The organism is Flavobacterium sp. (genome assembly GCF_035299005.1).
Taxonomy (GTDB): domain Bacteria; phylum Bacteroidota; class Bacteroidia; order Flavobacteriales; family Flavobacteriaceae; genus Flavobacterium.
Map to the genome: position 1 here is coordinate 38,669 of NZ_DATGXL010000006.1, position 23,634 is coordinate 62,302.

Annotated in this window: 23 protein-coding genes; 9 read left to right on the forward strand and 14 right to left on the reverse strand. The window is 30.6% G+C overall.

Annotated elements, in window-relative coordinates; translation table 11 throughout:
• Positions 1–9: 9 nt before the first annotated feature.
• The 5 genes from VK164_RS03370 to clpB form a co-directional block, all read right to left on the reverse strand.
• Positions 10–606: a DUF2238 domain-containing protein gene (locus VK164_RS03370; protein ID WP_324207993.1), complete on the reverse strand. Its 597-nt coding sequence runs from the start codon at positions 604–606 to the stop codon at positions 10–12.
• A gap of 5 nt (positions 607–611) precedes the next feature.
• On the reverse strand, positions 612–1,112 hold the full coding sequence (locus VK164_RS03375; protein ID WP_324207994.1) for a DUF4199 domain-containing protein: 501 nt from the start codon (positions 1,110–1,112) through the stop codon (positions 612–614).
• Between the two features lie 158 nt (positions 1,113–1,270).
• On the reverse strand, positions 1,271–2,059 hold the full coding sequence (locus tag VK164_RS03380; RefSeq protein ID WP_324207995.1) for an energy transducer TonB: 789 nt from the start codon (positions 2,057–2,059) through the stop codon (positions 1,271–1,273).
• 29 nt (positions 2,060–2,088) lie between these two features.
• Entirely contained in the window at positions 2,089–2,775 is a 687-nt protein-coding gene (locus tag VK164_RS03385) for a DUF4919 domain-containing protein (protein ID WP_324207996.1), read from the reverse strand.
• 140 nt (positions 2,776–2,915) lie between these two features.
• On the reverse strand, positions 2,916–5,507 hold the full coding sequence (gene clpB / locus VK164_RS03390; protein WP_324207997.1) for an ATP-dependent chaperone ClpB: 2,592 nt from the start codon (positions 5,505–5,507) through the stop codon (positions 2,916–2,918).
• Positions 5,508–5,637: 130 nt separating this feature from the next.
• Here clpB and ytxJ point away from each other — a divergent pair, with 130 nt between their 5' ends.
• Positions 5,638–6,036 carry a bacillithiol system redox-active protein YtxJ gene (ytxJ, locus tag VK164_RS03395; RefSeq protein WP_324207998.1) on the forward strand — a complete coding sequence of 133 codons (399 nt, stop codon included), beginning with the start codon at positions 5,638–5,640 and terminating at the stop codon, positions 6,034–6,036.
• A gap of 52 nt (positions 6,037–6,088) precedes the next feature.
• Here the strand turns inward: ytxJ and VK164_RS03400 are convergent, their stop codons facing one another.
• Together VK164_RS03400 and VK164_RS03405 are read right to left on the reverse strand one after the other, a co-directional pair.
• Positions 6,089–7,270 carry a hypothetical protein gene (locus tag VK164_RS03400; protein ID WP_324207999.1) on the reverse strand — a complete coding sequence of 394 codons (1,182 nt, stop codon included), beginning with the start codon at positions 7,268–7,270 and terminating at the stop codon, positions 6,089–6,091.
• 164 nt (positions 7,271–7,434) lie between these two features.
• Positions 7,435–8,460 (reverse strand): M28 family metallopeptidase, encoded by a 1,026-nt coding sequence (locus tag VK164_RS03405; RefSeq protein ID WP_324208000.1) that lies wholly within the window; start codon positions 8,458–8,460, stop codon positions 7,435–7,437.
• A 328-nt stretch (positions 8,461–8,788) separates the two neighbouring features.
• Between VK164_RS03405 and VK164_RS03410 the strand changes: the two genes are divergently transcribed.
• Entirely contained in the window at positions 8,789–10,048 is a 1,260-nt protein-coding gene (locus tag VK164_RS03410; protein WP_324208001.1) for an aminotransferase class I/II-fold pyridoxal phosphate-dependent enzyme, read from the forward strand.
• 53 nt (positions 10,049–10,101) lie between these two features.
• Here VK164_RS03410 and VK164_RS03415 read toward each other — a convergent pair whose 3' ends face one another.
• Both VK164_RS03415 and VK164_RS03420 read right to left on the reverse strand, forming a co-directional pair.
• On the reverse strand, positions 10,102–11,220 hold the full coding sequence (locus VK164_RS03415; protein WP_324208002.1) for a GTP cyclohydrolase: 1,119 nt from the start codon (positions 11,218–11,220) through the stop codon (positions 10,102–10,104).
• 1 nt (position 11,221) lies between these two features.
• Entirely contained in the window at positions 11,222–12,190 is a 969-nt protein-coding gene (locus tag VK164_RS03420; protein WP_324208003.1) for a transporter, read from the reverse strand.
• Positions 12,191–12,297: 107 nt separating this feature from the next.
• On the opposite strand from VK164_RS03420, the gene VK164_RS03425 reads away from it, so the two are divergent.
• The 4 genes from VK164_RS03425 to VK164_RS03440 all read left to right on the forward strand — a co-directional run bounded on the left by VK164_RS03425 (position 12,298) and on the right by VK164_RS03440 (position 17,945).
• Positions 12,298–12,555, forward strand: a complete 258-nt coding sequence (locus VK164_RS03425) for a DUF4834 domain-containing protein (protein WP_324208004.1) — start codon at positions 12,298–12,300, stop codon at positions 12,553–12,555.
• 88 nt (positions 12,556–12,643) lie between these two features.
• Entirely contained in the window at positions 12,644–15,130 is a 2,487-nt protein-coding gene (locus tag VK164_RS03430) for a YfhO family protein (RefSeq protein WP_324208005.1), read from the forward strand.
• 34 nt (positions 15,131–15,164) lie between these two features.
• The gene (locus VK164_RS03435; RefSeq protein WP_324208006.1) at positions 15,165–16,463 is read left to right on the forward strand and encodes a glycosyltransferase family 4 protein; all 1,299 of its coding nucleotides are present in this window, start codon (positions 15,165–15,167) and stop codon (positions 16,461–16,463) included.
• Between the two features lie 15 nt (positions 16,464–16,478).
• Complete coding sequence (locus VK164_RS03440) at positions 16,479–17,945, forward strand: lipopolysaccharide biosynthesis protein (protein ID WP_324208007.1); 1,467 nt, start codon at positions 16,479–16,481, stop codon at positions 17,943–17,945.
• Between the two features lie 61 nt (positions 17,946–18,006).
• On the opposite strand, the gene VK164_RS03445 is transcribed toward VK164_RS03440, so the two are convergent.
• Positions 18,007–18,708 carry a hypothetical protein gene (locus VK164_RS03445; protein ID WP_324208008.1) on the reverse strand — a complete coding sequence of 234 codons (702 nt, stop codon included), beginning with the start codon at positions 18,706–18,708 and terminating at the stop codon, positions 18,007–18,009.
• 257 nt (positions 18,709–18,965) lie between these two features.
• On the opposite strand from VK164_RS03445, the gene VK164_RS03450 reads away from it, so the two are divergent.
• Both VK164_RS03450 and VK164_RS03455 read left to right on the forward strand, forming a co-directional pair.
• Positions 18,966–19,151, forward strand: coding sequence for a hypothetical protein (locus VK164_RS03450; protein ID WP_324208009.1), 186 nt, complete (start codon positions 18,966–18,968; stop codon positions 19,149–19,151).
• Positions 19,135–19,695 carry a Smr/MutS family protein gene (locus VK164_RS03455; RefSeq protein WP_324208010.1) on the forward strand — a complete coding sequence of 187 codons (561 nt, stop codon included), beginning with the start codon at positions 19,135–19,137 and terminating at the stop codon, positions 19,693–19,695. The genes VK164_RS03450 and VK164_RS03455 overlap by 17 nt, the downstream gene beginning before the upstream one ends.
• Before the next feature lie 98 nt (positions 19,696–19,793).
• Here the strand turns inward: VK164_RS03455 and VK164_RS03460 are convergent, their stop codons facing one another.
• Positions 19,794–20,297 (reverse strand): hypothetical protein, encoded by a 504-nt coding sequence (locus VK164_RS03460; protein WP_324208011.1) that lies wholly within the window; start codon positions 20,295–20,297, stop codon positions 19,794–19,796.
• A gap of 208 nt (positions 20,298–20,505) precedes the next feature.
• Here VK164_RS03460 and VK164_RS03465 point away from each other — a divergent pair, with 208 nt between their 5' ends.
• Complete coding sequence (locus VK164_RS03465) at positions 20,506–21,627, forward strand: cysteine desulfurase family protein (RefSeq protein WP_324208012.1); 1,122 nt, start codon at positions 20,506–20,508, stop codon at positions 21,625–21,627.
• 2 nt (positions 21,628–21,629) lie between these two features.
• On the opposite strand, the gene VK164_RS03470 is transcribed toward VK164_RS03465, so the two are convergent.
• From VK164_RS03470 to pyrE, 3 genes are all read right to left on the reverse strand, one after another.
• Positions 21,630–22,361 carry a sulfite exporter TauE/SafE family protein gene (locus VK164_RS03470; RefSeq protein ID WP_324208013.1) on the reverse strand — a complete coding sequence of 244 codons (732 nt, stop codon included), beginning with the start codon at positions 22,359–22,361 and terminating at the stop codon, positions 21,630–21,632.
• Between the two features lie 179 nt (positions 22,362–22,540).
• The gene (locus VK164_RS03475) at positions 22,541–22,930 is read right to left on the reverse strand and encodes an SRPBCC family protein (RefSeq protein WP_324208014.1); all 390 of its coding nucleotides are present in this window, start codon (positions 22,928–22,930) and stop codon (positions 22,541–22,543) included.
• A 49-nt stretch (positions 22,931–22,979) separates the two neighbouring features.
• Complete coding sequence (gene pyrE / locus VK164_RS03480; RefSeq protein WP_324208015.1) at positions 22,980–23,627, reverse strand: orotate phosphoribosyltransferase; 648 nt, start codon at positions 23,625–23,627, stop codon at positions 22,980–22,982.
• Between the last annotated feature and the right edge of the window lie 7 nt (positions 23,628–23,634).

The following is a 23,634-nucleotide window of genomic DNA, read 5'->3' on the forward strand; positions in this document are numbered from 1 at the left end:
ATTTCTTTGTTATTGAATTTGAATTGCTTTATCGTGTTTTTTTCTAAAGAAAATCAGCATACAAATGGCGCCAATGGTTGCATATAACATATCAGATTGAGTGTCCCAAACATAGCCTTGTGTTCCTAAAAAAGCATCACCGCCATCACCAGTACAAAGTGAAACACCCCATTCTAACCATTCATAAGCTGCACTAATTGCTAAACAAACCGAAACAATAATGAAGTTAAAATAACTTTGATTTGAAATAACCTTTTTGCGAATAAATAATTCTCTCACAATCATTGCTGGAATAAAACCTTGGGCAAAATGCCCGACTTTATCGTAATTGTTTCGGCTTTGATCAAATGCTTCTTTAATCCAATCAAACAGTGGTACTTCAGCGTACGTGTAATGCCCACCAAGAAATAAAATATAACAATGAATGAGAATGAAGAAATAAGTAAAATTAGTAAACTGAAATTTTTTATAAGTAAAAACTAAAATCAGTAAACCAATAATTGCCGGAGAAACTTCTAAAAACCAAGTGAAATATTCCTTAGGATTGATTGCTGAAAGAATTAGTCCTATAAAAAATAAAGGAATAAAAATTTGTGGTTGTTTCATTAGAATTAGTTTGTTTTTCTCTTTAAAATTAAAGCACTTATGATTGAAAATACAATTCCTAGCGGTAAAATTTCTACATACGTTAGTAATATAACCATAATTGGATTTTTATACATTTCTTTAAAAGAGTTCATGTCTTCGGTTACTTTAGCAACTTCATCTGGACTTGCTTTTTGAATAGCCATATCAGTATAATGCTCTGCAAAATTTGGAAAATAATTATATAAAATAATCAACCAAACTAAGACATAAACTGTTGAAATAATTAGAGTAATCATAAAGCCAGTAATGAATGCTTTTCCAAATGAAATTACGCCATTATTCGCATCTCGCTGTTGTTTAATTCCCCATATAACAAAGAAAAAAGCAAGTATCATACCAGCAAATCCAACAGTCATGCTCACTTCTTTTTCTGGATTTGATTTCATGTACATAGTAATAAATACTAATAATGAAGAAACAATAACGCTTCCAAATAGTCCATTTTTTAATACAATCTTGTTCATAACAATAGTTTTTGGTTAGTTATTCAAATTTAGTAATTTATAATTAGAAACTTGTTTAACAATGAAAATCATTTTATTTTCTTTAATGATTATGAATAGACGTTGATACAAAAAATCCCCAAGAATATTGAGGATTTTTATACTAATTGTTTTGAAAATTAATCTTCAATAATTGCAACATTTATCGGAATAACATATGAGCAATTAACTGGTTTGCCATTTGAATGAGCTGGAATAAAAGTTATATTTTTTTTAATTATACTCATAACACGAATAGCTTCCATATCATATTCAAAGTATCCACTTGAACGTAGAACTTTTTCGGTTTCTAATTTTCCTGCCTTATTTATGTTTAGATTAAGAAAAATTTTTAATTGTGGAACTCCGATAGTTCTGTACTCTGGGACGTTATAATTATTTCTAACTTTATTTAGAATGATATTTTGAACACATTTGTTAACACCTAATTCAGAATTGATACACGATTCATGAGATGGAGCGGATTCAATTATTTTTGTGTCTTCAATTTTTGTGCTTTCAATTTTTGTAACTGTAGGCGTTTCAGTTTTTTGTTTACTTGCAGTAGTTTGCTTGGTTAAAAATGGTTTGTATAAAGAATCGATTTTTTCTAATCGGTATTCATAATAGCTATCTAATAATTCAACTTCTTTTTTATCTAATTTTAAGGCATAAAAAGCGCTATTATTTTTATTAATAGAGTTATATAATTCTGATAAAATTTCTACACTTGATAAGAGAGAATCATTCTTGGTGACTTCTTTGGGATTTAAAAAAAGTTCAATTTCATTAAAAACAACATCTTGTGTTGCAAATGCTTTAGCTAATTCTTTATTTTTTATTTTTTTGATGTCATTGATTATATTGTTTTCCTGTGCTAAGGAAACAAATGATAGGACTAGTAAGACTGATAAAAATATTTTTTTCATAATTTTAATTTAGTTTTTTTTAAGAAATATTAATCTTTAAACATATTTTCAATGCTTTTAATGCTTGGACTAATATCAAAATATAATCCATCGATTTTAAAATTATTTTCCTTTACTTTGAGATAGTCATATTGACCAGCGATAAGACTTTGACTACCACCAAATTCGAAACCAATAATGTTTAAAATATCATATTCGTGTGAAACATTAATTACATAAAAGGCATTTTCTTTGCTAGTTCCATCACCACTACTTAAAATAGCATCTACAATTATAGAAAACTGAGTTAGTTTTTTAATATAATTATCTTTCTCCTGCATTTTTTCATATGCATATAATTGATAATTTAATACTCTTAAGTCAAATGGATTTTCAGATAAAATTTGATTGCCAAATGTTATAATTTTTTTAAAATCATCTGTCAAATGATTTTGTTTATTCAGAACATTTATTAAGCTATCATTGGCCTTATTGTGATAACTGCTTGAATATTCTTTTTGAAAAGAAAAGCCATAATATAAATGTCTTTTTTCTTCCAATGTCATAGTTGAATCTGAAGCATTGAATTTTTCTTTGAGCTTTTCATAATAATAGCTTGAAGATTTTTTTTGAATTTCTTTTTCAATTTTGTTATAGTTTGGTTTTTCAAACTTTATTTCTTGTGAAAAAGTTGTAAAAGACAGAATTGTCAATACGATAGTAAGAAGTTTTTTCATGTTTTGATTTTATGCAGTAAACCTAAATAAAAAAAATCATTTTTTTTAAACTTTAAGAGCTAAAAAATCCCAATAGACTTAATAAATCTATTGGGACTAACTAAACAAACCTAATTTATGAAAAAAACTACATACTTTATTTAATTTTGGTTTCTGAATACCAATTGTCCATCAAAACTATCTAACAAAATGATACTATCAACAGTAACTTTACCTGCCAAAATTTCTTTAGAAAGTTGATTCAATACTTCTCGTTGAATTACTCGTTTTACAGGTCGAGCACCATATTGAGGGTCAAAACCTTTTTGTGCCAAGTAATCAATAGCTTCAGGTGTCGCATCCATTGTGATTTGTTGATGTGCCAACATTTTAATAACACTTTTCAATTGCAAACCAACAATTTCTCTGATATTTGCATTGGTTAGTGGCGTAAACATTACGATCTCGTCAATTCTATTGATAAATTCTGGACGAACAATTTGCTTCAATAAACCTAAAATTTCTACTTTGGCTGCTTCAGTTGCGGCATCAATTCCTCCTTTTAAATTTTCAAATTTCTCCTGTATAATAGCACTTCCCATATTAGAAGTCATGATGATAATCGTATTTTTAAAATCAGCTACACGACCTTTGTTGTCCGTTAATCTTCCTTCGTCTAAAACTTGTAGTAAGATATTGAATGTATCAGGATGCGCTTTTTCAATTTCGTCTAATAACACCACTGAATATGGTTTTCTACGAACAGCTTCTGTCAATTGCCCGCCTTCATCATAGCCCACATAACCTGGAGGCGCACCTACTAATCTACTTACTGAATGACGTTCTTGATATTCACTCATGTCGATACGTGTCATTGCATTTTCATCATCGAATAAATATTCGGCTAATGCTTTTGCTAATTCAGTTTTCCCAACACCTGTTGTTCCTAAGAATAAGAAAGAGCCAATTGGTTTTTTCATGTCTTGTAAGCCAGCACGGCTTCTACGAACAGCATCGCTCACGGCTTCAATAGCTTCTTCTTGACCAACCACTCTTCTGTGCAATTCTTCCTCTAATCGAAGTAATTTTTCTCTTTCGCCTTGGAGCATTTTCATTACAGGAATTCCTGTCCATTTAGCAACTACTTCAGCAATATCTTCTCGTGTAACTTCTTCTTTGATTAATGAAGTTCCTGCTTGGTTTTCGGCTAACTGGATTTGTAAAGTATCCAAACGTTCTTGTGCTTCCTTGATTTTTCCATAACGAATTTCTGCTACTTTTCCATAATCGCCATTTCTTTCTGCTTGTTCGGCTTCTATTTTGAAATCTTCAATTTCTTGCTTTACGTTTTGAATATTGTCTACAACATCTTTCTCTGATTTCCATTTGGTGAAAATTTCGTTGCGCTCTTCTTTTAAGTTAGCTAAATCTAAGCCAAGTACTTTTAACTTAGTTTCATCATTCTCACGTTTTATAGCTTCAATTTCGATTTCCAATTGCATGATTTTTCTATCCAAAACATCTAATTCTTCAGGTTTTGAATTGATTTCCATACGTAATTTTGAAGCCGCTTCGTCCATTAAATCTATAGCTTTATCAGGAAGAAAACGATTGGTAATATAACGTTGTGAAAGTTCCACAGCTGCAATAATAGCATCGTCTTTGATACGCACTTTGTGGTGTGTTTCATATTTTTCTTTGATACCACGCAAAATTGAAATAGCACTTTCGGTATCAGGTTCATCAACCAATACTTTCTGGAAACGGCGTTCTAGAGCTTTGTCTTTTTCGAAATACTTTTGGTATTCATCCAAAGTTGTGGCACCAATCGCACGTAATTCTCCACGAGCTAAAGCAGGCTTCAAAATATTGGCAGCATCCATAGCACCTTCACCACCACCAGCACCAACTAATGTATGAATTTCGTCTATGAATAGCACAATGTCACCTTCGGCTGAAGTTACTTCTTTCACTACAGCTTTTAATCGTTCTTCAAATTCTCCTTTGTATTTCGCACCAGCAATTAGTGCACCCATGTCTAGAGAATAAACAATTTTATCTTTTAGATTTTCGGGAACATCACCGTCAACTATTCTATGTGCTAACCCTTCTGCAATAGCTGTTTTACCAACACCAGGCTCACCGACTAGCATTGGATTATTTTTGGTACGACGCGTTAAAATTTGTAAAACTCTACGAATTTCTTCATCACGACCAATTACAGGATCGAGTTTACCATTTTTAGCTAGCTCGTTTAGGTTTTTAGCATATTTATTTAAAGAATTGTAAGTTTCTTCAGCTGAAGCAGAAGTTACTCTTTCGCCTTTTCGCATTTCGTCAATAGCTGCTAGCAAACCTTTTTCGGTTACACCTTGATCTTTTAAAATTTGTGCAACTTTGCTTTTTGATTTAAAAATAGCTAAAATTAAATGCTCGATAGAAACGAATTCATCGTTCATTTTTTTGGCAATGATTTCGGCTTCATTTACGGTTGTTGCAGTATCACGAGCAAACATAATATCACTACCGGAAACTTTAGGGAAACTTTGAATAGTACTGTCTAATATTTTTTTGAAAAGTTCCACATTAACGTTGAGTTTTTTCAAAATGAAAGGCGTTACGTTTTCATCGACTTCCAAAATTCCTTTAAATAAGTGTTCGTTTTCAAGCTGTTGTTGCCCAAAACTTTGTACAATTTGCTGTGCTTGTTGCAAAGCTTCTTGTGATTTGATTGTGAATTTATTAATGTTCATGTTTTTTATTATGTTGTAAGTTGTTTACTTTTGTTTAAAATTGGACAATATATGTTCCAAAGTAAAAAATCAGACAATTTGACTTGTTTTTTAGTATTTTGTGAAATAATTCAAGTCAAAATGTCTTAAAATGAGACAAAAAATGAGTTTTTTGAAAAATGTTTTTGGATCTTCTGATGAAGAAAAACCAAATAATAAGATGGAATGGAATCTATTAACGGCTATGAATCAATTGGATTTAATTGTTTCAATATCTGAAGAGAAAGCAGTTTTAATTTTTAAGCACAGTACGCGTTGTAGTATTAGTAGATTTGCTTTAAAACAATTTGAAAATGAGTTTAATTTAGAAGAAAAAATAGAACCTTATTTTTTAGATTTATTAAACTATCGAGATATTTCTAATGAAATTGCATTCCGATTTAATGTACAACATCAATCGCCGCAAGTATTGCTAATTAAGAATGGAGTAGTTGTTTATGATGCTTCTCATAGTGATATTGTTGTTGAAGAATTAAAAATATACATATAATAAAAAAGCATTTGAATTTCAAATGCTTTTTTATTTGGGATATTGTAAAATATTACCTTCTAAATTTATTATTAGTAATAATACCTTTTAGTTTGGCTTTTAAATCTTCTTCAGTATCATAAACCATTTGTTCATTACTTGGAAAAGGAACGGCTCTTCTATCAAAATATTGGTAATAGGATTCTTCACAAGCGCGTTTATCACCATTATAATTAGCATAAATATAATCAAAAATAAACTCACTCGCTACAGGAAATGCATCTATTAATTGATTACTTCTAAAATCAATATAATCTACTTTAGCAGTTACTTGACATGATTTGAACTGAGTAAATTCATAAATACTAACAGTGATAGTTTTCATATTATCCACTTTAATTGGATTGCCTAAACTGTCTTTTACTACATTTCCGTTTGCATCTATAAGATTTTTCACACCATCTTTGATTTGTTTTTCTTTGACAAACTGTTTTTCTTTAATTTGTTCAGGAGAAATTTTAATTTCTCTAAAGTTAACAATCATACCAAAATCATAATTAATTCCATTCTGACGGTTATTGTGGTAAACGGTCCATTTATCATTGATTCCATAGGTGCTAAAATCTAATAAATCATCTTGTAAACGAACAGGAATTACCATATTGGTTTCATTTTTTGTATATACATGAACAAAATCAGTTCCTTTAAATTGCGCTTCATCCATTAAGGCTCTAACGTCTTTGTAATTTGGATTTAATTTATCTAAATAGGCTAAATCATCATAAGCTTGTCTAAAGTCCATTTTGTTTTTAGAAGCTAATAATTTTTTAGCATTTGCATATAAAAAACCCGAAAGATTATTTTTACTGCTAATTAACTCATCAGAATAATCATTCATTGGGAAAATAGCATTTCTACCTTCTTTTAACAATTGAAGTGGTAAAAGAGGTTTTATACGCTCTTGACGATTATTTAGTTGTGTATATAAATTGTAGATTCTTTCATAGTTAGAAGGGTTATTTTCTTTAATTAGTAAATTTAAAGTTTCTAAATCGCGTTGTTTAGCTTTAGCGAATGCCTCTTCTAATAAATATACATAATCTTGTTTGCTTTTTGCGTTCTTGTTTGTTCGTAAAGCATCTATTGCATTAATAATTGCGCCATCATAATCGCCATTACTTAACATAGATTGTGTCTGTTTAACACCACAAGAAACAATGATTAGCGATAAAAATAATAAAGTAATTTTCTTCATAAAAAGGATGTTTTGACAAAGATAAAATTTTTTTGGAGCAAATTCCTGTAGTTCGTTTTATCTTTTTGTTTTTATAGAAAAAACAAAAAGGATGCCATTTCCTTAAAGGCTAAAAAAAACTCCAAAAAAAATAATTTGGAGTTAATAAATTTCAGATTAAATAATTATTTACCGTCTCTGTCTACTTTAATTCGTTCAGGTCTGTTGGCTAATTCCCATGCTAATACAAATGCGAGTTGAGCTCGTTTAGCAAGTGCATCGTATTCAATTTTATCAGGTGTGTCTGAAGATTGATGGTAATCTGCATGAATACCGTTAAAAAAGAAAATAGCTGGAATACCTTTTTTAGCAAAATTATAATGGTCTGAGCGATAATAAATGCGCTCTGGATCCTTACGATCATTGTATTTATAATCTAACTCTAATTGCGTGTATTTTGCATTAACTTCTTCATTAATAGTGTGTAATTCGCTACTTAATCTATCAGAACCAATTACATAGATATAATTATTTGTATTTGGATGTAAAGTATCACGACGACCTATCATATCAATATTAATATCTGCAATTGTATTTTTTACTGGAAATAATGGATTCTCTGAGTAAAATCTAGAGCCATGCAAACCATGTTCTTCACCAGTTACATGTAAGAAAAGAATTGAACGTTTTGGTCCAAAACCTTGTTTTTTTGCTTCATTAAATGCTTGAGCAATTTCTAATAAAGCTACAGTACCAGAACCATCATCATCTGCACCATTAAAAACTTCTCCGTTTTTCATCCCTACATGATCGTAATGAGCAGAAATTACTAAAACTTCTTCTGGTTTTTCAGAACCTTCTATAAACGTCCAAATGTTTTCAGAATCATTTAATTTAGGAGCAAATCCTCGTTTCATAAATTCAGAAGGTACTTTTTGATAGTAATCTGTAGCGCCAGGAGGAAAGCTTACTCCAATCTTTTTGTATTCATTAATCAAATATTCTCCGGCTCTTTTTTGGCCTGGTTCCCCAGTATTTCTTCCTTCCATATTATCATCTGCAATAATATAAAGGTGTTTGCTTAGTTCGGCAGGTGTTATGGTATTTTTATACACATTAACATCAACTGTTTTTGAAGTAGTTTTTTGAGTTGTTGAGCAACTAACTAAAAAAAGTGTAAGCCCAAGAGTGGTTAAAATAATTTTTCTCATGCAATTTTATTTATACTAATAAACATATTGTTATGTTGTAAAAATATGTTTTTTATATTAGAAATAAAATTTTTTAAGATTTATTTGAGAGAAATTAGTGTGGTATCAAATGTTATAAAAGTACAAAAGCCGAGGTGGAGCCCCCGACTTTTATGATGAACGTGTAACCACATTTCTGTGTCGTTCGGTGCAAATGTAAGCCCATTTATGAAATAAACAAGAAGATTTTTGAATTATTTTTATAGGTATAAATTTTCATACGCAATAAATTATAATAAAAACTTTTTTCTTTATACTTTTGTCTCGTTTTTAACACCTATTAAATATCATGGTAAAAGATTTATTCGAAAGAATTCAGAACAATAAAGGTCCGTTAGGAAAATGGGCTTCACAAGCAGAAGGATATTTTGTATTCCCTAAATTAGAAGGAGAATTAGGTCCAAGAATGCAATTTCAAGGAAAAAATATTTTAAATTGGAGTTTGAATGATTATTTAGGATTAGCCAATCATCCAGAAGTTAGAAAAGCAGATACAGAAGCAGCAATTGCTTATGGAGCGGCCTACCCTATGGGAGCTCGTATGATGAGTGGTCATACCAAATATCATGAACAATTAGAACAAGAGTTAGCTGCTTTTGTAATGAAAGAGTCGGCTTATTTATTAAATTTTGGTTACCAAGGTATGGTGTCAATTATTGATGCTTTAGTAACTAAGAATGATATTATTGTATATGATGTTGATTCACATGCTTGTATCATTGATGGTGTTCGTTTACACATGGGTAAGCGTTTTACATACAAACACAACGATTTAGAAAGTATGGAAAAAAACCTGCAACGTGCTACTAAAATGGCTACTGAAACAGGTGGAGGAATTCTTTTTATTACTGAAGGTGTATTTGGAATGCGTGGTCAACAAGGAAAATTAAAAGAAATTGTAGCCATGAAAGAAAAATACAATTTCCGTTTATTAGTTGACGATGCACATGGTTTTGGGACATTAGGAAAAACTGGTGCAGGTGCAGGTGAGGAGCAAGGTTGTCAAGATGGAATTGATGTTTATTTCTCAACTTTTGCAAAATCGATGGCTAATATTGGAGCTTTTGTAGCAGCAGATAAAGATATTATTGATTATTTAAAATATAATTTACGTTCGCAAATGTTTGCTAAAGCGTTACCAATGATTCAAACAATTGGTTCGTTAAAACGTTTAGAATTGTTACGTAATTCATCTGAAATTAAAGATAAATTATGGGTAAATGTTAATGCATTACAAAACGGATTAAAAGAAAAAGGATTTAATATTGGAGATACAAATACATGTATTACTCCTGTATATCTAGAAGGTTCTATTCCTGAAGCCATGATTATGGTGAATGATTTACGTGAAAACTACGGAATTTTTCTTTCAATTGTTGTATATCCAGTAATTCCAAAAGGTATTATTTTATTAAGAATGATTCCTACAGCATCACATACAATTGAAGATATTAATGAAACATTAACTGCTTTTGAAGCTATCCGTGAAAAATTAGTAAACGGAACGTATGCTAAAATTGCTGAGGCAAGTGTACAAAACGTAGAATAGTAGGATAATAACTTACACTATATAAAAAAGGGATTCAATTTGAATCCCTTTTTTTATAACTCTTTTCTATATGTTCTTCTGCGTTTGTTAACTCTAGTGTTAAAGTTTTTCCATAGATTGTGGATTGCATGATTTTCCTCTAATTCAGGTGTTCTTATACAAGTTTCAATTCCTTTGGCTTGACAGACTTTATAATATTCGTCAAAAATAATAGCAGTTACACCTTTACTTTGATATTCTGGGGCAACACCAATTAAATAAAAAACTACTTCTTTTGAATGTTTCCTTGCTTGTAATAAATGATAAAACCCAAAAGGGAATAATTTACCATTAGCTTTTTTAAGCGCTTGTGCAAAACCTGGCATTACTATAGCAAAAGCAATCATATTATCGTCTTTATCCATTATGAATTTAATAAATTCAGGATTGATAAAACTGATGTATTTCTTTTTAAAATAAGCCTTTTGAATATCATTTATTGGAACAAATGATTGGAGTTTTGAGTACGTTTCGTTAAACAAGTCAAACATTTTATCTACATAAGGCATAATGTCTTTTGTTTTTGTGAAATTCAATGATTTTAAACTATAACGTTGTTTTACTAGTTCACTAAATTTCTGAAAAGTAGTTGGGTCAATATTACTAAAAGAGAAAATACTTTCTTGATATTCTTTTTCTTTCACTAGTCCAAGTTGTTCAAAATGAGTGATGTAGTATGGTAAACTGTACCATGTAATCATATTTCCCATTTGATCAAAACCTTCACTTAACACACCTACTTTATCTAAATTAGAAAACCCCATCGGGCCTTCCATGTGATCCATTTGGTGTTTTTTTCCTAATGCTTCAACTTTACTTAAAAGTGCTTTTGTAACTTCGATATCATCAATTGCATCAAACCAACCAAAGCGTACTTTTCTTTTTTCTAATAGATTTACTTCTTCCCAATTTATGATTGCTGCCACTTTTCCAACAATTTTACCGTTCTTATAGGCTAAATAAAAATGTGCTTCAGCCGTTTGTAGCGCGGGATTTTTTGTCTTATCAAAAGTTTCTAATTCTTCAGCAATTATTGGAGGGATCCAATAAGGGTTGTTTTTATATAATTCGAAAGAAAACATCACGTAATCTTTCATTTCTTTTTTGGTAAATGCTTCTTTAATTGTTATCATTTTATTCTTCTACTGCATCTTTGCGTTTTTTTGCTTCTTTTTCACCTTTTTTCTTCATTTTTTTATCCATTTTACTACCGTTGTCTTTTTCTATTTTGACTTCTTTGTAGTTTTTGGTAAAACGCCAAGAAAAACCAATTCCGCCTGTAAAAAGATTTGGTGTTCCTTTTAAATTTTTTCCAATTGAAGCGTCAATTTGCATGTCTTTATTAAATAAATATGCTGCACCCATTCTAAATACACCGTCAGAATAGTAATCGCCCATAAATCCTTGATTTTCAATAAATCCTGACCACTGTTTATTGAAACCTCTTGTTAAAGTAAGAATGTAATCAATACTTGCAAAATCGGTTCCTATTTTGTTATACGCAATATTTGTTACTAGAACCCAACGGCTACCGAAATGATTTTGAGCTATCAGCATTGCTTTTGGACTAATTTTAGGCTCTTCAATATCAACAGGTGCAAAATTGAAAGGATTGTCTGAAAAGTTTAAATTTACACCTCCATAAACAGCAACTGCAGGAATCATTTGTCTCCATTTAAAACGGTGGTTAGCTTTCCAGCTGTATAAATTTGGTTTTTCTTCATAGTTTTTAAAAGGATCATAAACTAAATATTTTGCTCCAAATAGTGTTTTTTTCAAAGCACTTCTGTTTTTGTCAATTATGTCTGAAGTATAGCTATCATTTTGATATTGAAATTCGCCAATTAATTCTAATTGCTCAAAAAATAGTCCCCAACGCAAATCAAATTCAGCCATGAAACCACTAGCTTTGTAGTCTAGCGTGTTATGATCTTCATTTACATAATTTATTCCAGTTTCTGTTTGAAATACAGATTTTCCAACAGAAAAAGCCATCATAGATCTTCCAGGTCGGTTTGAGTTAATATCGTCAGTAAATTGTGCATTAGTTAATTGAAAACTGCTCAATAATCCTAGAACTAAAAGTGTTTGTAGAGACTTCATATAATTTAATTTATCTTCAAAAATAGTTATTTTATAATAATTTTAAGAAACAATTTTGAAGTTTTACCAACCAATATCTGTATTTTTGAATTTTAAAACAGTTTTATATGGAAATGGCTTCAGGCTCAAGTTTGCTAAGAACCATAGCAATCATTATTTTATGTTACTATTTGTTCAAGTTTTTGATGCGTATTTTTGCTCCTATATTAATGCAAAAAGCAGTGAATAAGATGCAAGAAAAAATGCAAGAACAGTATAGACAACAACAAGAGCAACAACAAAATAACTCTTCTCAAACAACACAATCACAGTCAAAGGAAAAGAAAATTGTTGGCGATTATATTGATTATGAAGAAATAAAATAATTGTATTTTACCCATAAACTAAAAGGATATTTTAACAATATCCTTTTTTTAGTTACTTTAGCACCTTATTATTTTTATTATAATTCCAATGAAAAAAATCAACAAAATAGTTCCTCATTTACTTGTACTTATCGGATTTGTTTTAGTATCAATTATTTATTTTTATCCTGTTTTACAAGGTGACAAAATTTTCCAATCTGATATTGTTCAATATACGGGTATGGCTAAGGAACAAAATGATTTTAGAAAAGAATCAAATGAAGAACCTTATTGGACCAATAGTGCTTTTGGTGGGATGCCAACGTATCAGTTAGGAGCAAAATATCCAAATGATGCCATTGGCGCATTAGATGATATTTTACGTTTTTTACCACGTCCAGCTGACTATTTGTTTCTTTATTTTCTTGGATTTTATGTGTTATTGATGGTTTTAAAAGTTGACCCATTGAAAGCTTTTTTTGGAGCTTTAGCCTTTGGATTATCAACTTATTTAATCATAATTTTAGGTGTTGGGCATAATGCCAAAGCTCACGCAATTGCTTATATGCCAATGGTTGTTGCTGGTGTTTTATTGGTTTTCCAAAAACGCTTTATTATTGGAGGATTAGTAACGATGTTGGCCGCTGCATTAGAAATTAATGCAAACCATTTTCAAATGACTTATTATTTATTGTTTTTACTGCTAATTATGGCAATTTATTATATTGTTATTGCCGTTAAAAACAAGGAATATTTAGATTTAGGTAAAACATTTGGTGTCTTTGCAATAGCTGGGATATTAGCTTTGGGAGCAAATGCTACTAATTTAATGGCTACGGCAGAATATACAGATTTTAGTATTCGTGGAAAAAGTGAGTTAACTTTTAAGCCTGATGGTTCTAAAAATATTACAAATTCCGCAATGGAACATGAATACATTACTGAATATAGTTATGGAATTGCAGAAAGTTTCAATTTAATTGCACCAAGACTTTTTGGAGGTGGCAATAGCGAAACATTAGGAGAAGAATCTGCATTATATACATTTTTGCTAAATTATGGAGCCACGCCAGCAGAAGCGCTACAAACAGTTGAGTATTATGGTAAAACCTATTGGGGTGATCAGCCAATTGTTGCTGCACCTGCTTACATTGGAGCCATAGTTTTCTTTTTAGCCGTTTTAGGATTATTTCATGATCAACGTAAAGTAAAATATGTTTTTCTTGCGGGTGCAATTTTATCATTATTGCTTTCATGGGGTAAAAATTTTGATGGCTTGACTCGATTTTTTATCGATTATGTTCCATTTTATGATAAATTCAGAGCGGTTTCTTCAATTCAAGTAGTGCTAGAGTTATGTATTCCTGTTTTGGCTATCATGGGATTACAGTCGTTTTTCTCAACTGAAAAAGAAAAACAGTGGACTAGTTTATGGAAAGCAACTGCTACAAGTTTAGGTTTGATAGTAATTTTGTTTTTAGCCAAAGGTGTCTTTAATTTTTCAGGAGCAATGGATGAACAATTGATTCAAATGTTTGGCGAAAGTCAAGATAAATCATTTGGAATCAATTTTATCAATGCGCTTAAAGAAGATAGAATGAATTTTTATACTAGTGATTTATTGCGTTCAGGATTATTAATCTTAGTAGCAGCGATAGCACTTTGGTTATATATTAAAAATAAGTTAGCAGCTACAACAGCTATTATAACAGTTGGTTTTTTCATGGTAGCAGACTTGTTCATGGTAGATAAGCGTTACGTGTATAATAATCCAGACCAATTTAAAAGTGCTCGTGAGGTTGATATGCCTTTTGAAGCGACAGAAGTAGATAATCATATTTTGAAAGATACTTCTAATTATAGAGTGTATGAAATTCAAGGTAGAATGCAGGCTAGAACTTCTTATTTTCATAAATCGGTTGGTGGTTATAGTGCGGTTCGACCAAGACGATTTGATCAACTATTTGATTATTATGTAGAAAAAAACATAAACGAATTAGGAAGCTCAATCGATTTTAAAACCTTTAGTTTTACAAAAAGTAATCCTATTTTGGATATGCTAAATGTAAAATATGTGATTGTTCCTACAGGTCAAGGTGATGTACCAATTACAAATCCGTTTGCTAATGGAAGTGCTTGGTTTGTAGAAAAAGTAAAGGTAGTCAAATCTGCTGATGAAGAAATAAAAGCGTTAAGTAAGTTGGATACAAAGAATGAAGTTGTAATCAATTCAGTTGTCAACGATATTAAAGAAGATTCTTTTGAAAAAGATTCTACGGCAACGATTCAGTTAGTTCTACAGGATCCTAATCATCTAAAATACATTTCAAACAATAGTAAAGCTGGATTTGGAGTGTTTTCTGAAAACTATTATAAAAACGGTTGGAAAGCTACTATTGATGGAAAAGAAACTAAAATATATCAAGTAGATTTTGTATTACGTGGTGTACAACTCCCAGCAGGAAAACACACTATCGAATTCAAATTTGAACCTCAAGTAATAAAAACTGGAAGTACAATTGCATTAATTAGTTCAATAGGAATGTTATTATTAATTGGAGCGGGGGTTTATTTTGAGAGAAAGAAAAAAGTTTAAAATTTTGAACTTGAACTTGTAATTGAATTTGATATTGAAACCAACCAAAAAAATACTCATCATATCATATTACTGGCCACCAGCAGGAGGTCCAGGCGTACAGCGTTGGTTAAAGTTTGTGAAGTATTTACCTGATTTTAATATCGAGCCTCACGTTTATATTCCAGAAAATCCAACATATCCATTGCTTGATGAGAAATTATTGAGTGAAGTTTCAGATAAAACTGTAATTATCAAACAACCGATTTTTGAACCTTACGGTTTAGCTTCTGTTTTTTCGAAGAATAAGACCAAAAGAATCAGTTCAGGAATTATTCCGAATCAAAAAAAACAATCTTTTGTAGAAAAAGTAATGCTTTGGATTCGAGGCAACGTTTTTATTCCAGATGCAAGAGTCTTTTGGGTAAAACCTTCTGTTAATTTTTTGAAGAAATACCTTCAGGAGCATCAAATCGATACGATAATCACCACAGGACCACCCCATAGTTTGCATTTAATAGGTTTACAATTAAAAAAAGAACTAAATATTACTTGGTTGGCCGATTTTCGTGATCCTTGGACAACAATTGGTTATCATAAACAATTAAAATTAAGTTCTTGGGCTGCAAATAAGCACAAACAAATGGAGAAAGAAGTTATGAATAATTGCGATATGCTTTTGGTAACTTCTCCTACTACAAAAGCTGAATTTGAAACAATTACTTCCAAGCCAATAGAAGTAATTACAAATGGTTATGATGTAGAGCATGTGACCAAGAGGTCTTTGGATGCAAAATTCACGTTAGCTCATATTGGTTCGTTTTTATCGGCTAGAAATCCAAGAATTTTGTGGAAAGCTTTGTCGGAGTTGGTTCGTGAAAATGCCGATTTTGCTAATTATTTCCAACTGAAATTGATTGGTGCCGTGAGCACTGAAGTCTTGCAAGCAATTCAAGAGTTTCATTTGGATGATTTTGTAAATCATTTGGGATATTTGCCACATAACGAAGCAATTACTGAACAAAGAAGTTCACAGGTTTTGTTGTTAATAGAAATTGATTCTGAGGAAACCAAGTGTATTATACCAGGAAAATTATTTGAATATATGGTGTCTGAGCGACCAATAATTGCAATTGGTCCTGAAAACGCAGATTTTGCCCAAATTATAAAAGAAACAAATACAGGAACTTTCTTTAAATATGATGAGTTAGAAGCATTAAAAACTCAAATTTTATCTTGTTTTGAAAAATTTCAGCAGCATAATTTAAAAGTATATCCTGTAGGTTTACAGCAATACAGCAGAAAATCATTAACTGAGAAACTAGTCAAACTGCTAATCACTAATAACCAATAACTATTCACTCAAAACATGGGAATTGTCATTAAACAATCAATTAAAAACACCATCACTACTTTTTTAGGGTTTGGAATTGGTGCATTAAATACATTGTTTATGTATCCTTATTTTTTAGGAAAAGATTACTTTGGATTAACAGGTTATGTATTGTCTGCTGCAAACATTTTGTACCCAATTATGTCTTTTGGAATTCAAAATACCTTAATAAAGTTTTTTAATGAAAACAATAAAACTGAACAAGAGCTTAACAGCTATATAACATATATGCTATTGGTTCCGTTGTTTTTTATTGCGCCTTTAATGGTATTATTTTATTTCTTTTACGATACAATTGCTGCTTACGAGTCACAACAAAATCCAGTAATTTATTCATTTGTATGGATTATTCCGATTATTGGGATTTTTATGGGTTATTTTGAAATTTTTTATGCATGGTTACGTGCGCACATGAAGTCAGTTTTTGGAAGTTTTGTTAAAGAAGTTTTCGTTCGAATTTTAATTACGCTTTTACTTTTTGGAGTATATTTTGAATACATCACATCATCTGATTTTATTTATTCATTGGTTTTAGTATATGGAATAAGTTTAATGTTGATTGTTTTTTATGCAAATAAAGTCAAGAAAATTGTACTACATTTTAAAATTCCAAAGCAAAGTAAGTCAATTTTGACTTATACAGTTTTTATCATTTTGTCCGCAAGTATTGCTAATATGCTTTTAGATATTGATAAATACATGATTAAGCATTACATGAAGATTGATAATATTGCTTATTATTCAGTAGCTATTTTTATTGCAATGGTGATTTCTGTACCAAGTAGAGCCATGCATCAAATTACTTATCCTATCACTGCAAAGCTGATGAGCGAAAACAAATGGCAAGAATTGAACGATTTGTATAAGAAATCTTCCATAACATTGCAAGTAGTTGGAGGTTTGATTTTGCTAGGAATTTTAGTAAATATTAATCAATTATACTTGATGTTGCCTGCCGAATATAGTCAGGGTTTGTTTGTTGTATTTACTATTGGATTGTCAAAATATTTTGATTTAATTTTAGGAAATAATAATGCAATTATTTTTAATTCAAAATACTACAGAACTGTTTTAATTCTTGGATTGTTATTGGTTGTGCTTATTGTTTTGTTAAACATGTATTTTATTCCTAATTTTGGCTTAAATGGAGCAGCTTTAGCGACTTTAATAGCAATTACCATGTACAGTTTAGCTAAATTGTTATTTGTGGTTTTAAAAATGAAATTATTTCCGTTTACAACTAAAACTTTAATTTCTTTATTTTTAGTATTAGTTAGTTTTTCATTGTTTTATTTTTGGGATTTTAATTTCCATCCTATAATAAATATCACTTTAAAATCGGTGTTAGTGTCTATTTTCTATTTGGGATTAAGCTATTATTTAAAGATATCTTCTGATATTAATTTTGTGATAAATTCTGTTTTTAAGAAAGTATTTAAATAAAAAAATCCTGCTTCATCTTCCCAGAATCCACAGGATTTTTAAAAACAAACTAACCAACCAATTATTTATCTTTTTTTACTTCTAAAGTTTCAACTTTTATTTCTTTAATGTCTTCATCAGACATTTTTACTTTTGTTCCGTCTTTACGATAGTAGTAATAGTCATTTTCATCGTAGTCATCGTCATAGTCTCCGTTATCATCGTCGTCATAACCATAGTCGTCGTGATCATTTGAATAATGTGTTCCTCTTGGGTTGTAGTAATATCCACTGTTTGTAGCGTTTATAAAACCATATACATCTACAATTCTTCCTCTTCTGTCATACACAATTCTCATGTTTCCTACTTTAGTTACAGCAAAGCTGTTGTAGCTCATGTAAATACTTCCAATACGTTTTACTCTTCCAAAGGCATCGTAGTTGATATAAACATTTCCTACACGTCTTACTCTACCAAAGTTGTCGTGTTCCACACGTACCCCTCTTCCAGATGGTCCATAGTATCCTCTTGTTCCAGGAGCCCCGCTAGTTCCATTTGCAGTATGTCTTGGTCCAGATGGTCTTGTGTTAAAATCAAATTCTCCATTTGGAAACAACATAAATTCTATCCCACGTTCTTTAAAAATGATAGGTTCTGCATCTCTATAATCAATAGAATAAGCTCTTCTATCTGTGTTGTCAGAAAAAACAGGGTTTTCTGACGCATAAGCCATACTTCCTACCAGTATGAAGCTGGCTACTACTAAAAGTGTAATTTTTTTCATGATACAAATATTTAAAGATTAAACTAACAACTTCATTTTAAAATTCGTTTCTAAAAAGGTTGCTTGATTAGGTGTTTTCAATTGCCGTGCCAAACTCAAAAAAAGTGTTGTAAACGATTTGTTAATGAGTTGTTATTAATTTTATGTTAGAAAGGTGTTGTATCTTTTTGAATTAAGTTATAGATAAAATTTGGTTTTACTTTTTAAAAGTTTAGCTAAAAAAAAGACTACTTTTGAATTCTTAAATAATAAATATAATGAAGCAATTTTTATACATTTTATTGTTCGCAGCGGTTGGAATTTTTGCGATGATTGAGCAGTCAAAACCAAATCCTAATCAATATATAATGATAGGAGCAATGGCAATTTTTATGTATGGGTTATTCCAATTAATGAAAAAAATACCTTCAAAAAAAGACGAAGAAAATGACACAGAAATTTGAAATAGGAGACAAGGTTGAAGTTTTGGATGAAGCAATTTCAGGAAGAGTTGTGGCTATAAAAAACAATGAAATTTTAATAGAAACTACGGATAAATTTACGATGACATTTTTTGTCAACGAATTAGTTAAAATACATAATTCCAACGATTTAAGTGATTTTTTTTCAACTCAAAGTTTAACTTCTGTTTTGAAAGATAAAGAAGGGGCTAAAAAGCGTAGTTTTGTCAAAGAGAAGAAGTCTCGTAAGGATGAATTTGTCTTAGAAGTTGATTTACATATTGAAAAATTAGTACCATCAAAACGTGGTATGAGCAATTATGATATTTTGACTTTGCAGATAGAAACTGCAAAACGGCAACTCGATTTTGCTATTAAAAATAGGATGCCAAAAGTGGTGTTTATTCATGGCGTTGGTGAAGGTGTTTTGAAAGCTGATTTAGATTTTTTATTGGGTCGTTATGATAACATTTCATTCCAAGATGCAAACTATCAAAAATATGGTTTGGGAGCAACAGAAGTTTATATTAAGCAAAATGTGAAGTAAGATTTTAGATTAAAAATTTACTTTAAGTTCATTTCAAATAATAAAAAAAAGGACTACTCAATTTTGAATAGTCCTTTACTTTTGTAAAATGAATTCTCTTAATTTGTTTCGTAATTCCCAAAAATATATTCCGTAAAACTAAACGAGTTTTCCGAGTTTGAAAAATTTACATTTACAAATTTAATATTGTGTGTATAACCAGTTATGGTAATTCCATCTGAAGCATAAAGTGCATTAGTAATAATTTCAATTGTTCCTCCAGTTGCATTCCATTCTTTTTCAACAACAGGAGATGCAGGAGGAAGTATAGAGCAAATGGTACTAGAACTTACATCTCCTGAATACAATCTATAAATAATCTGATTGGTGCTACTAACGGTTACTATTCGTGGACTTCCATCAGGTGTTTCTTCATTAGCAAAGCTAGTTGCCGGAATATTTAAAAGCAATAACTCATTATCATTAATCTTAAAAACAAGGTTATTGTCGCTACAATTTTGAACAGAAACGGTATCAAAATTAAATGATTCTAACGTAATATCGCCATCATCACAAGCTTGTAGCATAAAAACTGAAGCTACTAAAACTATAAGTTTTTTCATGTATTAATCAAATTTATGTAGCAAAAATAAAGGTTTTAATTTATTAATTTACTAAAGTTTGTTAATTTCAACGCAAAAAGAAATTAAGACTTCAAAAATAAAATGATTTGTATCTTTGCAATGCGAAATAAGTAGTGAATCAATTTTATTATTTTTTCCAAATTCTTGTGCAAATTCTATTTGAACTAAAAAAAATTAAAAGCCTCAAATGAAAAAAGTGTATTTAGACAATGCTGCAACCACAGCAATTCATCCAGAAGTAATTTCAGTAATGATGGATGTGCTTCAAAACGATTTTGGAAATCCATCTTCTACACACAGTTTTGGTAGAAGCGCAAAAACGTTGTTAGAATCAGCCCGAAAAACGATTGCTAAATTACTAAATGCGCAAGCTTCAGAAATTATCTTTACTTCAAGTGCTACAGAAGCTACCAATTGGGTATTGAGAAGTGCAGTTAAAGATTTGGGGATAAAGCGTATTATTACCTCAAAAATTGAACATCATGCTACATTATACACTGTTGAGCATTTAGCAAAGGAATTTGGAATTAATGTAGAATATATTACCATTTTACCTACAGGAGATATTGATTATCAAGATTTAGCTGCTAAATTACTATCCGATGAGTTTACGTTAGTGTCATTAATGCATGTAAATAACGAAATAGGAACGATTTTAGACATCAAACGTGTTTCGGACCTATGTAAGTATGCTAAAGCACTTTTTCATTGCGATACGGTACAATCTGTTGGAAAATCTATTTTAGATGTACAAGATTTAGGAATCGATTTTTTAGTAGCGAGTGCACACAAATTTCACGGTCCAAAAGGAATCGGGTTTGCTTTTATTAAAAAGAATTCGATGTTGCAGCCTTTGCTTTATGGAGGAGAGCAAGAAAAAGGCATGCGTGCCGGAACAGAAGCTGTACATCAGGTAGTAGGAATGGCAAAAGCCTTAGAACTAGCTAATGCGAATTTAGAAAATGATACCAAATACATTTCTGATTTAAAAAACTACTGCTTTTCGGAATTGAAAAAAGTATTTCCAGAGGTAAAAATCAACGGAGAGAACACGTTTTATAACCTTTTGAATGTTCAATTGCCTTTATCGGAAGAAAAGACTTCGATGTTATTATTTACTTTGGATATGAAAGGAATTGCTGTTTCACGCGGTAGTGCTTGCCAAAGCGGAAGTATCAAACCATCGCACGTTTTAGCCGCATTTTTATCACCAGATGAAGCTAGAAAACCAAGTTTACGCATTTCATTCAGTCATTTTAATTCAAATGAAGATATTGATTTGTTGGTTGAGGCATTGAAAACGGCTTAATTTTAATAAAAAACACCAACAACAGTTATAATTCCAATTATTAAAATTAATATCAACGATATTTTTTTAAATTTTTCTTGCGGAATATAATACAGAATACGTTTTCCAATATAAGTCCCTATTAAACCAATCAAAAACAAATAGGGAATTAAATATAAATCGTGTTGGTGAATATATCCATTTTGGAAATAGGTGAAACTTCTAGTAATATCAATTAGAAAATCAATTGCTGCTGATGTGGCGATAAATTTACTTTTTTCTAGATTATAAGCAGCCATTGTTATTCCTCTAACAGCACCACCGGTTCCTAATAAACCTGCAGCAAATCCAGAAATTGATCCGCCAATTATTGATTCTTTTAATTCAGGTTTAATGACTAAATTTTCTTTGATTAGGAAAAATAAACTCATAACAATTAAGAAAATTCCTAATGTAATTTCTAAAAAAGTAGTGAGTAGATATTTTGATGCGTAACTTCCAACTATTACAAAGATTACCGATGGTATACCAATGTTTACTAATAATTTTTTATCTAATCCTTTTCGAAATAGTGCAATTTTACTCAGATTGCTAGCTAAATGAAACAGGGCAGTGATTCCTAAAACCGTATGAAAATCAAAATAAAAGTTAGCTATAGGAACAAAAAAAACTGAAGAACCAAAACCTCCAATTGTACCAATAATTTCGGACAAGAGAGAAAGAAATAAGAAAACTAAAGTAGTTTTTGATAACATATTTTATGGTTTGATTACCAAATATAAAAATAATAATCAATAATAACTCTAACCGTCACTTCGAGTGATTTTTACTTTTAAAAAATTGTATCGAGAACTTAGAACATAAAAAAACACGAATTACTAATCAACATTTTTGTTAATTCGAGTAATTCGTGTTCAATAAGTTATTCAGGAAACTACAATTTCCCCATATTCTGAGCCAATGTCTCAATAAATTTTGTGATAGGTCCTTTGATCATCATCGCCATCATAGGGTTAAAATCACCTTCAAAAATTAATTGAACATCAGTAGTTTCATTTACCTCGGTTAAGTTTGCAGTTAGTGTAAAAGGTAATTTACTTGAAGCGGCTCCTAAAACAACTTTAGTGTTAGGTATGGCTTCTTTTTTTACCAATTTAATTTCTGGCATTCCTTTTAATCCAAATTCAAAGCAATTTTCATCGATTACTTCAAATTTCGCAATATTTTCGGGCATTAATTTTTCAAAGTTTTTAACGTCTGTCAAAGCATTGAATAAATATTCAGCCGATTTTGAAACGTTTACTTTTGGACTTTCTAAGTTCATATATTTTTATTTATAAGTTTATTAGGGTTTAGCATTTAAAAATTAGTTGTTAAACTTCTACATTCCACTCAGCAGGATTGGCATTCCAAGCACTCAATGTTTCCATTTCATTTTCAGAAACATATTGTTTGTCAACTGCTTTTTGCAATAAATTCTCGTAATTGCTTAGCGTGAAAACATCTAAATTTGCGGCTTCAAAGCGTTCTTTTGAAACAGGAAAACCATAGGTAAAAATCGCTGCCATTCCTTTGATATTAGCGCCTTCGTTTCGTAAAGCTTCAACTGCTAATAAACTGCTTCCACCAGTTGATATTAAATCTTCTACGACAACTACGTTTTGTCCTTTTTGCAAGAAACCTTCTACTTGGTTTTGTCTTCCATGTTTTTTGGGTTCTGGGCGAACGTAAACAAAAGGTAGTCCCATTGCTTCTGCAACAAGAATTCCAATGCCAATTGCTCCCGTTGCAACACCTGCAATGACATCTGGTTTACCAAATTTTTCTTCAATATGTTTCGCAAATTCATCGCGTACATAATTTCTAACCGCTGGAAATGAAAGGATTATGCGGTTGTCACAATAAATCGGAGACTTCCAGCCTGAAGCCCATGTAAAAGGATTTTTAGAATTTAATTTAATTGCGTTTATTTGTAAAAGCAATTCGGCTGTTTGTTGAGCTGTGTTGTTATTAAAAATCATATTGCAA